This is a genomic window from Rhodococcus sp. P3_B8, from assembly GCF_056402775.1.
The window spans coordinates 24,539-37,881 of the sequence record NZ_JBFUGT010000016.1 but is presented as its reverse complement, the minus strand read 5'-3'; the positions used below and the strand labels follow the sequence as shown (position 1 = coordinate 37,881).

Sequence of the window (13,343 nt, the reverse complement as noted above, 5' to 3'; positions counted from 1 at the left end):
ATCACCGGTAGGGGGAGTGGTCTCTTCGGGCCACGCAGTGCCGCCTGCTGCTAGAGATGGAGTGTCCTTCGTGAAGCGAACCAGAGCTCTTGCAGCAGCGTCACTCGTCGGCGCGGCCGTGACGTTGATCGCATTCGCCGGCCCAGCCGCCGCGAATCCCAACGCCATCAATCCGATCCCCGGACTCAACGGCACCAACGGGATTCCACACCTCACCGGACGCACCCAGGCGGTCGCACAGCAGACCGGCATGCTCAGCCCGAACCGCACCCAGGATGCCAACGTCCTCGGCACCGACCTCGGCATCATGTGGGACAACGGCCAGGGGCAGGTCCTCACGGCGTTCGGCGACTCCGCCGGGCTCGGACTGCCCAACCTGCTGTCGGGCAGCCTGTGGGCCTGGCGCAGCAGCACACTGTTCCGCAGCACGGACGGCATCCTTGCCGACGGGATGAACTTCGACAGCTCTCCCCGCGACATCTTCGGCCAGTCCAAGGAGCTCGTCCCGAGCCCGAAGATCCCGTTCGTCGAAATCAGCCGCATCCCCACCGCCGGCGTCGCCGTCGGCAACACCCAGGTTCTGAGCATGATGTCGGTGAAGAACTGGGGACCGGCGGGAACGTGGGACACCAACTACTCCGGTCTCGTGTACTCACACGACAACGGCGAGAACTGGACCGTCGCCCCCGAGACGCAGCGCCCGAACGTCGGCGGCAACGCCAACTTCCAGATGAGCGCCTTCGTCAAGGCCGACGGCTTCGTCTACCAGTACGGAACACCCGCCGGCCGCGGCGGACTCGTCCACATCGCGCGGGTTCCGGAACCCCAGATCATGGACCTCGGCGCGTACGAATACTTCGACGGCGCCAAGTGGATCAAGGGCAACCCCGACGTCGCCAAGCCGATCATGCCGGGCGGAGTCGGCGAACTGTCCGTCGCGTACAACGAGTACCTCGGCCAATACCTCATGCTGACCACCGACCAGTACAACTCCGTGGTCATGCGACGCTCCCCGTCGGTCACCGGACCGTGGGGCCCACCGGAGGTGCTCGTCGACACCCGGGRGCTGCCCACGGCGTACGGCGCCTACATCCACCCGTGGTCGACGGGACGCGACCTCTACTTCCTCACGACGGTGCACAACAACTACAACGTGCTTCTCATGCGGACCACGCTCACGCCGTAGCCCGCGTACTAGCGTCGGGGCATGGATGCAGCTGCCTGGGACGAACGGTATTCACAGAGCGACTTGGTGTGGGGCGCGCCACCCAACGCCGTCGTGGTCGAGCGGGTCACCTCGCTCCCCCGCGGCCGCGCACTCGACCTTGCATGCGGCGAGGGCCGCAACGCGCACTGGCTCGCCACCCGCGGCTGGGAGGTGACGGGGCTCGACTACTCGGCCGTGGCCGTCGACAAGGCCCGCCGGGTGGCCGCCGAGGCACCCCGCTCGGTCCGCGAAAGGCTCGACTACCGCGTCGCCGACGTCACCGATACGGACCTCGGCGGCGAGTACGACCTCGTGCTCATGATCTACCTCCATCTCGCCCCCGAGGAGCGTCTGCAGGTTGTGAACCGCGCCATATCTGCGCTGAAACCTGATGGAATCCTCATGATTTTGGGGCATGACGCCGTTAACTTGTCGCAGGGAGTCGGGGGTCCCCAGGACGCTGAAATCCTATACACACCAGATGATTTGGTGAACTCGTTCGGCGGTCAGCTCTCCGTCGACGTCGCCGAACGACGATTCCGCGAGACGGACGCCGGAACGGCGATCGACGCGCTCGTCGTTGCCCACCGCCCGAGTCTTGGCAGTCAGGTAAATCGGGCGTAATATCGCTGATGTTACCGACGAGTAATAACTTGGGCGGTACTAACGGATAGACCGCACCATCTCACTGGGAGAGACAGAAGACATGGGCCATTACAAGAGCAACGTCCGCGACCTGGAGTTCAACCTCTTCGAGGTACTCGGTCTCGAGCAGCCGCTGAGTGAAGGCGTGTGGGGCGATCTCGACGCCGACACCGTCCGCAACATGCTCAGCGAAGTTGCCCGCCTCGCCGAGGGACCGCTGGGCGAGTCCTTCGCCGACGCCGACCGCAACCCTCCGGTCTTCGACCCCGAAAACCACACCGTCACCCTGCCGGAATCGTTCAAGAAGTCGTTCCGCGCACTGTGGGACGCCGAGTGGTACCGCATGGGACTCTCCGAGGAGATCGGCGGCGTACCCGTGCCCCGGTCCGTCGTGTGGGCCATCGGTGAGCTGATCCTCGGCGCCCAGCCGGCCGCGCACATGTACCAGGCCGGACCCGCGTTCGCGGACGTGCTGTTCCACAACGGCACCGAAGAGCAGAAGAAGTGGGCCGCCACCTGCGTCGAACGCGGCTGGGGCGCCACCATGGTCCTCACCGAACCCGACGCCGGCTCCGACGTCGGCGCAGGCCGCACCAAGGCCATCAAGCAGGACGACGGCTCCTGGCACATCGAGGGCGTCAAGCGGTTCATCACCTCCGCCGACTCCGACGACCTGTTCGAGAACATCTTCCACCTGGTCCTGGCCCGCCCCGAGGGCGCAGGCCCCGGCACCAAGGGACTGTCGCTGTTCTTCGTCCCGAAGACGCACTTCAACTTCGAGACCAACGAATTGGGCGAGCGCAACGGTGTCTTCGTCACCAACGTCGAGCACAAGATGGGCCTGAAGGTCTCCGCCACGTGTGAGGTCACCTTCGGCGGCCACGGCATTCCCGCCCAGGGCTGGCTCGTCGGCGAGGTCCACAACGGCATCGCGCAGATGTTCGACGTCATCGAGCACGCCCGGATGATGGTCGGCACCAAGGCCATCGCCACCCTCTCCACCGGCTACCTCAACGCCCTCGACTACGCGAAGGAACGCGTCCAGGGCGCCGACCTCACGCAGATGACGGACAAAGCCGCGCCGCGCGTCACCATCACGCACCACCCCGACGTCCGTCGCGCCCTCGCCATGCAGAAGGCGTACGCGGAGGGCCTGCGCGCCGTGTACCTGTACACCGCGGCGCATCAGGACGAGGCCACCGCCAAGCTGGTGTCCGGCGCCGACAAGGACCTCGCGTTCCGCGTCAACGACCTGCTGCTCCCCATCGTCAAGGGCGTCGGTTCCGAGCGGGCGTACCAGTACCTGACGGACAGCCTGCAGACCTTCGGTGGCTCCGGCTTCCTGCAGGACTACCCGATCGAGCAGTACATCCGCGACGCCAAGATCGACTCGCTGTACGAGGGCACCACCGCCATCCAGGCGCAGGACTTCTTCTTCCGCAAGATCGCCCGCGACCGCGGTGTGGCACTCGCCCACGTCGCAGGCGAGGTCAAGAAGTTCATCGACAGCGAGGCAGGCAACGGTCGCCTCAAGGCCGAGCGCGCCCTGCTCGCCACCGCCCTCGAGGACGTCCAGACCATGGCCGCCACCCTCACCGGGTACCTCATGGGTGCGCAGGAGCAGCCGTCCGAGCTGTACAAGGTCGGCCTCGGTTCCGTCCGCTTCCTGATGTCCGTCGGCGACCTGCTCATCGGCTGGCAGCTCCTCCGCCAGTCCGAGATCGCCATCAAGGCCCTCGACGAGGGTGCCTCCGACAAGGACAAGGCGTTCTACGAGGGCAAGGTCGCCATCGCGTCCTTCTTCGCGAAGAACGTGCTGCCGGAACTGACCGCCACCCGCAGCATCGTCGCCAACATCGACAACGACATCATGGAGCTCGACGAAGCAGCGTTCTGATCGGCTTCAGACGGCCCGGCGGCCGGGGTAGCTCCCCGGCCGCCGGGCTTTTTCGTGTCCCGACCATGTGGACTCCGGCACTCTTTCCCGGTCGACGCACCCCTTTTCGGCTCCCATAGGTAGTGCGCGAGCCGAGAAAGAGTGCGGGAGTTGTCCACAAGCCTCAGTTCATCCACAGCCGGGTCCTTCGGACCGGATTCTTCAGGCGGCTCCGGCGAGAATCGTTCCCATGGAACATGACCCGGGGGCGATGCTGCGACGCCAGGAGGCGTTGGACCGCGGCTACAGCGACGACGAGATCCGACGCCTGTACACACGCGGCGAATGGCAGCGCATCGGTCGCGGCGCATATCTCTCCGCGTCGATGTACTCGGCGCTCGGCGAGGAGGAACGTCATCGCTTCCTCATCGACTCGACAATTCACGCCGTGTCGGACGACGCAGTGCTCAGCCACCAATCCGCGGCCGTCGTGTACGGGCTGCCGTTGTGGAAGACGCCCCTCGACCGCGTGCACGTCACCAGAAACCGACGCGGAGGTGGCCGGATAAAGCGGCGGACCACGGTGCACTGCGCGCCCATCGGAGAGCGTGTGGCAGTGGTGGACGGGCATTCGCTGACCCTCCCGGCGCGGACCCTCATCGACCTCGCGAGAACTCTGCCGTTCGAGCAGGCCGTCGTGGTGGGTGACGCGGCCGTCCGGAGGTTCGGCATCAGCCGAGAGGACCTGGACGCCGAAATCGCCCAGCGCTGCGCGTCGTCACGGTGTCGATGCGGCGCGGAGGGTCGTCCGCTTCGTGAGCGGGCACAGCGAAAGCGTCGGTGAATCTCGAAGCCGGGTCATGTTGTCGCGTGCCGGGCTGCCCGCCCCGTCCCAGCAAGGCGAGGTGTTCGAACCCGGCGGGCGCCGAATCGGACGCGTCGACTTCCACTTCGACGGCATCGTGCTCGGGGAGTTCGACGGACGCGTCAAGTACGGACGGCTGCTGAAACCCGGGCAATCCCCCGGCGACGCGGTCTTCGCCGAGAAGCAACGCGAGGACGCGCTGCGCGACCTCGGATTCCAGGTGGTGCGGTGGATCTGGGACGACCTCGGGTCACCGCGGCTGGTGACGGAGCGTGTCCGCCGCGCGATCGCGCGTGCCGGGTCGCCACGAGGCTGGGTGGCGCAGGCACCGCTCCCGTCCGCCCAGCGGCTTACGGTGCGGTCGCTGTAGTCGCACCCTTTCTCGGTTCGCGCTCTATTTTCGGGCCCGAAAAGCGGTGCGCGAACCGAGAAGTGGTGCGGCTACTCGCCGTTGTTCGGATTCGGCTTCGGGGTGGGTTTCGGGCTTTCCGCCGGGGCGGAGGGGGCCGGCGAGGCGGCGGGGGTGCGCTCGTCGGGTTTGGGTGCGGCGGCGGGTTCCTCGCACTTGACGATCGGGACGGGGTCGTAGCGGACCGTCCTGGTGTTCCGGGAGATTTCCTGACCGGTCGCGTGATCGGAGATCACCCGGGTGTCGCTGGCGGTGAATCCCGGTGCGCCACTGGAGGCGATGCAGTGATCGCCGGCGGGCAGGGTGACCGTGTCGGGCTCCGTCGGCTTGGTCCGGTTACCGGTGATCGACTCGACGTCGACCGTCTTGGTTCCCCAGAACCGGATGGTCAGATCCGAGGCGCCGCCGATGGCCTGGATCATCACACCCGTCTTGGCGGTGTTGCGGAACTGCAGGTCGATGGCACCTTCGAAGACGGTGGCCTCACGCGCCTCGGGGTAACGCGAGATGTAGTACGAGTGCTCGGTGTGCTCGACGTCCTCCATGCCGGCGAAATACGCGGCGTTGTAGAGCGTCGTCGCCACCTGGCTCACACCGCCGCCGACCGCGGTGTCCGGGCGACCATTATTGATGATGCCCGACTCCACATAGCCCTGGGCCGTGCCGCGCGGGCCGGTGTACCCGTTGAGGGAGAACGTGTCGCCCGGCTTGATGAGCGCCCCGTTGATCTCACTGGCGGCGAGCCGGATGTTGGTACCCGACGCGGCAGAGAAGCCGCCGGTCGTGAACTCGCCGATCACTTCCTTCACGCCGAGCGCCTGCGCGGCCTCCGTGGTGAGGGCGGGCGGGACAGGTCCGTACACCGCGGCAGTGGCGTGAGAACCGTTGCCGCGCAACAACTCGGGCAACGTCTCCAACGTCTTGGGCCACTGCACCAGGTCACCGACGACCGCGGGGACGACGGTGGGCGATCCGCCGTCGAGCGTGATCGTCGCGTCCTTCGGTGCGATCTCCGTCGAGACGAGCTGCGGCGCCAGGATGCCGATCGCGGCCTCGATGTTGTAGGTGGGCTTCAGCCCACCGTTGCCGTCCGGTTCGAAGCCGACGATGGCACCGATCTGCTGACGCGCCGCGGTCGCGACCTTGCCGTCACGACCGGTCACCACCAGATCGGCGGAGGCAGCGGGCACCGCCRCCTCGGCGAGCGCCCGCTGGACGCCTTCCTTCGTCACCGTCACGGGCACGACGTCGACAGGCAGGTCCACGGTCCGGCCGAACGCCCATTCCTCGGTCAACGCCGCCTCGGCACCCTCGCCGTTCAGGTTCTGCCCGGTCGACGGGTCCACCGGAACCGGGGTCGGGCCCTCGAACACGACGGTCCCCTCACGGGACGCGCGATCGGTCTCACTGCGGAGGCCGTCGACGGCGGAGGCCAGCGCGGCCTCGTCACGGGTCGACACCACACCGATCTCGTCGGTGGTGAAGAACGACGTGAGCCTCGTGAACGGGTTGAGCGGCTGCGAATCGGCCCGGTCGAGGGTGGCCTCCCAGTCGACACCGAGCCCGGCGGCCGACGGAACGAGTTGCGTCGACACGTCGCCGGCAGTCACCGTCAGCGGCTGATCGGCGCGCGGGCCGACCTGCGCCTGCAGAATGGCCTCGGCCTCCTCGCGGGACGAACCGCCCACGTCGACGCCTGCCACCGTCACCCCGCGCGGGACGTTCCCGGAGGACACCGCGAGGTCCGCGGCGTACGCGATGCCGATCAGGGCGATCACACCACCGGTGACCGCTGCGATCTTCACCCAGGGAGCACGGGCAGGTTTGGTCGGTTCCGCGGACGGCTCGGCGGGCGCGGAAGTTTCCGGTGCCGGCTGCGGCGGGACCTGCGCCGCGGCAGCCGGAGCCACCACGGTCGGCTCGTCCGCCGGTGTGGTGTACGCCGCCGTGGGCCCGGGGACGGGTCCCGGCGGAATCGCGGGGATCACCTGCGTGACGTCCTCGTTGGCCGGGGGCTCCACCCACAACGGCGCGTCGGGAGCCTGCTCCTCGGAGCGTTCCCCGAGGTCACCGAGGTTCAGCTGCGCCGTCGGGGCGTCGTCGGCACTCGGCTGTTCCGCCTGATCCTCGAGAGCCGGGGCATCGTCGACGGCCGGAGCGTCCTCGGGAGCCGGAGCGTTTTCGGGTTCCGGGGCATCGTCGGGAGCGGGGACCTCGGCGGCCGGGTCGGCCACATTCTCGGGTTCGACACTCTCGGGCGTCGCGGAAGGGTCCGGCGTCGACCGTTCGGGTGCCTTGCTCCCCTTGTCGCCGTCTTCGTCGTTCACCGTGGCCCTCTCACCGAGTTGTCCTTCGTGCGGGCCTCAGCTTGCCGTCGGTGCTCGTTGCATTTCAAGCGCGATCCGATCCGAGCGAGGCCCGGTCGAGACCCCCACGTCAGCGTACCGGCCGCCGGAAATGCAAGAGCCCCGCGCTGCTGCCAGGTCGGGGGTCAGGCAGCAACACGGGGCTGACAGGGATATCGCCAGCTAATCTCCAGCGTTACACCTGTCGGAAAAGATTTCGGGGATCCGGCCACCCCTCGTTGCCGGATCCCCGCTCGCACTGCGCGCACGCTGGCCTTTCCGGTCTCCCAGCTACCGGAAAGGCCAGTCGGATCACGCCTCTATGATTGCCGTCACACCCTGGCCGCCGGCGGCGCAAATCGAGATCAGGCCGCGGCCCGAGCCCTTCTCCGCCAGCATCTTGGCGAGCGAGGCGACGATGCGGCCGCCGGTCGCGGCGAACGGGTGCCCCGCCGCCAGCGAGGACCCGTTGACGTTGAGCTTGCTGCGGTCGATGGACCCCAGTGCGCCGTCGAGGCCCAGGCGTTCCTTGCAGTACTCGTCCGATTCGAACGCCTGCAGCGTCGCCAGCACGACGGACGCGAACGCCTCGTGGATCTCGTAGTAGTCGAAATCCTGCAGGGTGAGGCCGTTGCGGGCCAGCAGGCGCGGGATGGCGTACGTCGGCGCCATCAGGAGCCCGTCCTTGCCGTGGATGTAGTCGACGGCCGCGGTCTCGGAGTCGACGAGATGCGCGAGCACCGGAAGCTTGCGCTCGGCGGCCCATTCGTCCGTGGACAGCAGGACTGCGGACGCGCCGTCGGTGAGCGGGGTGGAGTTACCCGCCGTCATCGTGGCGTCGCCCGCCTTCACCCCGAAGACCGGCTTCAGCTTGGCCAGCTTCTCGGCGCTGGAGTCGGGCCGCAGGTTGTCGTCGCGGGTGAGTCCGAGGAACGGCGTCACCAGGTCGTCGAAGAATCCGCGGTCGTAGGCGGCGGCCATGTTCTGGTGGCTGGCGGCGGCGAGTTCGTCCTGGTCCTCACGGCGGACGCCGAATTCCTTGGCCGTGATGGCGGCGTGCTCGCCCATGGACAGCCCGGTGCGGGGCTCGCCGTTGCGGGGGATCTCGATGCCGAGCATGGACGGGCGGACGTTGCCGAGGAGCTTGATGCGGTCGCCGGTGCTCTTCGCGCGGTTCAGCGACAGCAGGAACTCGCGGAGTTCGTCGTTGACGCCGATCGGCGCGTCCGACGTGGTGTCGACGCCGCCGCCGACACCCGCATCGATGCGGCCGGCCGCGATCGCGTCACCGACGGCGACGATCGACTGCAGTCCGGTGCCGCAGGCCTGCTGCAGGTCGAAGGCCGGGGTGTACGGGCTGAGGGCGCTGCCGAGGACGCATTCGCGCATCAGGTTGAAGTCGCGGCTGTGCTTGAGCACGGCGCCGCCTGCGACGAGGCCCAGCTTCTCGCCCTGGAGGTTGAAGCGGCTCACGAGGCCGTCGAGGGTGGCGGTGAACATGTCCTGGTTGGACGCCTGCGCGTACTTCCGGTCGGAGCGGGCGAACGGAATGCGGTTTCCGCCGACGATCGCGACGGGACGCTGCTGCTTTCCGCCTGGCTTCGGCGCCGCTGCGGAGTTCGAGTTGGTGCGAGCTTTGCTGGTCACTGACGTCTCCAAGGATCTGGTGCGATTACCTGTTGGCTACTATTCTTACTCAGGAGTAAGTTACTTGTCGACACCGCACTTCACTCGGTGCTCGGTGACTGACCGCCAAACGACGACAGAAGGTAGGACCGTGGCAGCCAGCAAGGGAGCTCCCGACCTCTATTCCCAGTTCCTCTCATCCGCACCCGGCGCATTCATCGCCGCGAAAGCAGGACTGCCGCGACCCGAGAACCTGCGGCGATACAAGCACGGCGAACCGCCGCTCGCCGGCCCGGTCCTGATCGGCGGCAAGGGCCGTCTCGTCGAGCCGTTGCGCGAACTGCTGTCCGACTACCCCGCCGCGGGATCGGGTGACGACACGTACGGCGCATTGGTGTTCGACGCCACAGGCATCGGTTCGGTCACCGAACTCGAGCAGTTGTTCGAGTTCTTCCAGCCGGTCGTCCGCAACCTCGCGCCGTCCGCGCGCGTCGTCGTCATCGGCACCACCCCCGAGGAGACGTCCGGCGTCGACGAGCACGTCGCCCAGCGCGCGCTCGAGGGCTTCACCCGCAGCGTCGGCAAGGAGGTCAAGCGCGGCGCCACGGCTCAGCTCGTCTACGTCTCGCCGAAGGCCTCCGCGGGACTGTCGGGTCTCGAATCCACGCTGCGGTTCCTGCTGTCGGCCAAGTCCGCGTTCGTCAGCGGCCAGGTCATCCGGGTCGGCGCCGAGGATTCCGTCGCACCCGCCGACTGGGACAAGCCGCTCGACGGGAAGGTCGCCATCGTCACCGGTGCGGCCCGCGGCATCGGTGCGACCATCGCCGAGGTCCTCTCCCGCGACGGCGCGCACGTCATCTGCGCCGACATTCCGGCCGCCGGTGAGGCGCTGTCGGAAACCGCCAACAAGGTCGGTGGCACGTCCCTCGCCCTGGACGTGACCGCGGACGACGCGGCAGACAAGCTCGCCGAGTTCGTCCTCGAACGGCACGGCGGCGCGGACATCATCGTCCACAACGCCGGCATCACCCGCGACAAGACCCTCGCCAACATGGACGAGGGCCGCTGGAACATGGTGATCGGTGTCAACCTCCTTGCACCGCAGCGCATCACCGATGTCCTCGTCGCCAAGGGTGCACTGAAGGAAGGCGGCCGCGTCATCGACGTCTCCTCCATCGCCGGTATCGCGGGCAACCGGGGCCAGACCAACTACGGCACCTCCAAGGCCGGTGTCATCGGACTCGTGCAGGCCTCGGCGCCGGTACTCGCGACGAAGAAGATCACGATCAACGCCGTCGCACCGGGCTTCATCGAGACGGCGATGACCGCGGCGATCCCCTTCGCCACCCGCGAGGCCGGACGTCGGATGAGCTCCCTGCTGCAGGGCGGCGAGACCGTCGACGTCGCCGAGACCGTGGCCTACTTCGCGAGCCCCGCGTCCAACGCCGTCACCGGACAGATCGTCCGTGTCTGCGGCCAGAGCCTGCTGGGGGCGTGATGTCCGGCAAGGTCGTGCAACTCACGGAGAAGCCGGGCACGCTCGACATCTACACCCGGGCCGTGCGCAGCGCGCTGCCGGTCATCGGCGCGAGCGGGCACAGTGCCCCGGACACGACGCTGGTCTTGAACGGGGTGCGCGTCGACCCCGACAACCTGGCGGCGTACGACCGGGTGACCGGGTTGCGGTTCGGCGACCACCTGCCGCTGACGTACCCGTTCACGCTGGTGTTCCCGGTCGTGATGAAGCTGATGGTGTCCGACGGTTTCCCCTTCCCCGCCATCGGTTCGGTGCACGCGGAGAACGTCATCGAACAGTTCCGTCCCATCTCGGTGATCGAGCCCCTGGACGTGTCGGTGCACGCGGAGAATCTGCGTGAGCACCGCAAGGGACTCCTGATCGACGTGATCAGCGAGATCCGGGTCGGACGCGAACTGGTGTGGAAGCAGACGTCGACCTTCCTGCGTCAGCAGAAGACGTCGCTGTCCGGTCAGCCCGGCCCCGAACCGAAGGCCGAGGAGGAGCCGCCGCGTCCGCTGCGGACGCTGCGGGTCGATCAGAAGACGATCGGCAAGTACGCCGCTGTGTCCGGTGACCGGAACCCGATTCACGTGTCGACGTTGGGCGCCAAGGCTTTCGGATTCCCGAAGACCATTGCGCACGGCATGTGGAGTGCGGCCGCTGTCCTCGGGTCGGTGGAGGGCCGGATCCCGGACGCCGTCACGTACAGCGTGCGTTTCGGCAAGCCGATCCTGCTGCCGTCCACGCTGAACGTGTACGCCGATCAGACCGGCGACGGCTGGGATCTGTCGATCAAGCACCCGAAGAAGGGGTACCCGCACCTCACCGCGACACTGCGCTGACGGGGACGAACGGGACGTTCGTTCGATCTGATCGAACGAACGTCCCGTTCACTCCGGCTTCTTCTTGCCCGCGAGGCCGCGCCACGCCAGGGATTCCAGCAGATCGGCGGCGGCGTCGACCTCGATCTCGCCGCCGGCGACGCGGTCGGCCACGGCCTCACCCGCACCGACGAGGGCGATGGCGATCAGTTCGAAATCCTGTCCAGGCTGGGGATCCTTGGTGCTGGACTCGAGCAGGTGCGCGGTCAGCTCGATCAGCCGGTCGCGGCTCGACTGCACCGACCCCACGAACGCCTGCTGCCCCATCGCCTGGCGATACAGCACCATCCACGACTTGCGGTGCTTGCCCACGAACCCGAGAAACCCCTCGAGGGCCCGGCGCAGCTGTTCGCGCGGGCTCAGCCCCGGATCGCCCGCCGGAGCGAGCGCCTCGACGAAGCGCAGACCCTCCCGCTGGATGCACGCCGCGAACAGTTCGTCCTTGGAACCATAGTAGAGGTACAGCATCGGTTTCGAGATTTCCGCCTTGGCCGCGATCGCGTCCATGGACGTTTCGTGAAAACCTCTGTCGGAGAAGACGTCGACAGCAGCGTCGAGCATCTGCTGCTCGCGCACTGCGCGCGGCAGTCGCTTGGTGCCGCCGGCCATTCGTCCTCCATCATCGTCGAACCCGCTATCTTACTCTACGGTAATAAAGTGGGCCCGACCGGCGGACGAGAAGAATACCAGCACCCGGTCGCGGACTCCGCACTAGCAGGCGATGACGCCCTTGGCGCGCGCGACGGTCAGGACCGCCTCGTCGACACGCTGCTGCGGCAGCTTGCCCGAGGCCACAACGCTTTCGAGGTGATCGAGCACCCGCGGGACGTCGTCGGTGGTGAGCCACAGGGCGACATCGACACCGGATTCCAGCGCGGTCTCGACGGCGACGGTGATGTCGTAGCGGTCGGTGATCGCCTGCATGCCGCTGAGGTCGTCGGTGAAGATCGGCCCGGTGAACGGCGGCGCCCCGTATCCGGTGCCACCGCGCAGCAGCGCCACGGCGTCGGGACTGATGCTGGCGGGAATCCCGGGTGCGGTCAGACCCGGCACCTCGAGGTGGCCGAGCATGACGCCGACACCCGTGGACACCAGGTTCCGGAACGGGACGAGGTCCTTCGTCTGCAACTGCTCGAGCGGCGGGGTGGTGACGGCCCCGGTGTGTGAGTCGCCGGACGCCGATCCGTGTCCGGGGAAGTGCTTGATGACGGGCAGGATTCCCGCGTCCCGCATTCCGCGCGCATACGCGTCGGCGTAGCGGGTGACCACGGCGGGATCGTCGGAGTAGGAGCGGTCGCCGATCACGCTGTCGTCCGGCTGGCTGCTCACGTCCACGTCGGGGGCGAAGTTCACGGTGACACCGAGGTCCTTCAGTCCGCGACCGCGCTCTAGCGCCATCTGGTACGTCTGTTCCTCCGTCATCGTGGCTGCGGTCTGCCGGGCGGACGGATCGGCACCGAGCAGGTTCTCGACGCGCGACACGCGCCCACCCTCCTCGTCGATCGTCACCATCAGGGGCAGCGACGACGCCGACGCCACCTGGGGAATCTCACGGTTCGCGAGCATGGACTCGTCGGTCCAGCTCCCGACGAAGATGCCGCCGATCTGCTCGTCACGGACCACCTGAGCCGCATCCGCCGTGCCGGTCACTCCGACGTTCAGCAGCTGAGCGAGCTTGCGCCGCAACGGCAAAGACTGCAGGAACTCCGTCTCGCACGACGCCGGCGCGGCGGCGGGCGCTGCGGTGCCGGTGTGCGACGCCGGCTCGACGGAGGACGGCGACGGTGTCGCCGACGACGACTCCGCGACCGTCCCGCCACCACCCGACGAACATCCGGCGACGAGGCCGGTACAGGCAGCGAGCGCGAGTGCATACTTGATCCGCATGGGTTCGACGGTAGCCCAGTTCGCCGTCCGCACCCCCGCGGCAGGCGCCGAATCGACGACCGCTGCCGCCCGTCTTGGTAATC

11 protein-coding genes are annotated in these 13,343 nt (G+C 67.8%); 7 read left to right on the top strand and 4 right to left on the bottom strand.

All coding sequences use genetic code 11. The features are described 5' to 3' along the window. The first annotated feature begins 70 nt into the window (after positions 1-70). The 5 genes from AC1D1G_RS09325 (at position 71) to AC1D1G_RS09305 (ending at position 4,963) form a co-directional block, all read left to right on the top strand. A complete protein-coding gene (locus AC1D1G_RS09325; RefSeq protein WP_477951799.1) occupies positions 71-1,186 on the top strand; it encodes a DUF4185 domain-containing protein in 1,116 nt (371 codons plus the stop codon). Between the two features lie 21 nt (positions 1,187-1,207). After that, complete coding sequence (locus AC1D1G_RS09320; protein ID WP_280780649.1) at positions 1,208-1,831, top strand: class I SAM-dependent methyltransferase; 624 nt, start codon at positions 1,208-1,210, stop codon at positions 1,829-1,831. A gap of 82 nt (positions 1,832-1,913) precedes the next feature. Beyond that, positions 1,914-3,749 (top strand): acyl-CoA dehydrogenase, encoded by a 1,836-nt coding sequence (locus tag AC1D1G_RS09315; RefSeq protein WP_005243698.1) that lies wholly within the window; start codon positions 1,914-1,916, stop codon positions 3,747-3,749. Positions 3,750-3,978: 229 nt separating this feature from the next. Continuing rightward, on the top strand, positions 3,979-4,572 hold the full coding sequence (locus AC1D1G_RS09310) for a hypothetical protein (protein WP_477951797.1): 594 nt from the start codon (positions 3,979-3,981) through the stop codon (positions 4,570-4,572). Positions 4,573-4,588: 16 nt separating this feature from the next. Further along, entirely contained in the window at positions 4,589-4,963 is a 375-nt protein-coding gene (locus AC1D1G_RS09305; protein WP_477951796.1) for a hypothetical protein, read from the top strand. Between the two features lie 71 nt (positions 4,964-5,034). Here the strand turns inward: AC1D1G_RS09305 and AC1D1G_RS09300 are convergent, their stop codons facing one another. Beyond that, positions 5,035-7,329 (bottom strand): VanW family protein, encoded by a 2,295-nt coding sequence (locus AC1D1G_RS09300; protein ID WP_477951795.1) that lies wholly within the window; start codon positions 7,327-7,329, stop codon positions 5,035-5,037. 330 nt (positions 7,330-7,659) lie between these two features. After that, the gene (locus AC1D1G_RS09295) at positions 7,660-8,994 is read right to left on the bottom strand and encodes an acetyl-CoA C-acetyltransferase (RefSeq protein WP_061700443.1); all 1,335 of its coding nucleotides are present in this window, start codon (positions 8,992-8,994) and stop codon (positions 7,660-7,662) included. A 130-nt stretch (positions 8,995-9,124) separates the two neighbouring features. Here AC1D1G_RS09295 and AC1D1G_RS09290 point away from each other — a divergent pair, with 130 nt between their 5' ends. Next, a complete protein-coding gene (locus AC1D1G_RS09290; protein ID WP_283330887.1) occupies positions 9,125-10,471 on the top strand; it encodes a 3-oxoacyl-ACP reductase in 1,347 nt (448 codons plus the stop codon). Further along, positions 10,471-11,334: a MaoC/PaaZ C-terminal domain-containing protein gene (locus tag AC1D1G_RS09285; protein WP_009478227.1), complete on the top strand. Its 864-nt coding sequence runs from the start codon at positions 10,471-10,473 to the stop codon at positions 11,332-11,334. Before AC1D1G_RS09290 ends, AC1D1G_RS09285 begins: the two co-directional genes overlap by 1 nt. A gap of 48 nt (positions 11,335-11,382) precedes the next feature. Here the strand turns inward: AC1D1G_RS09285 and AC1D1G_RS09280 are convergent, their stop codons facing one another. Both AC1D1G_RS09280 and AC1D1G_RS09275 read right to left on the bottom strand, forming a co-directional pair. Beyond that, complete coding sequence (locus AC1D1G_RS09280) at positions 11,383-11,982, bottom strand: TetR/AcrR family transcriptional regulator (protein ID WP_280780642.1); 600 nt, start codon at positions 11,980-11,982, stop codon at positions 11,383-11,385. Positions 11,983-12,084: 102 nt separating this feature from the next. Further along, a complete protein-coding gene (locus AC1D1G_RS09275; RefSeq protein WP_283330885.1) occupies positions 12,085-13,260 on the bottom strand; it encodes a glycoside hydrolase family 3 N-terminal domain-containing protein in 1,176 nt (391 codons plus the stop codon). Between the last annotated feature and the right edge of the window lie 83 nt (positions 13,261-13,343).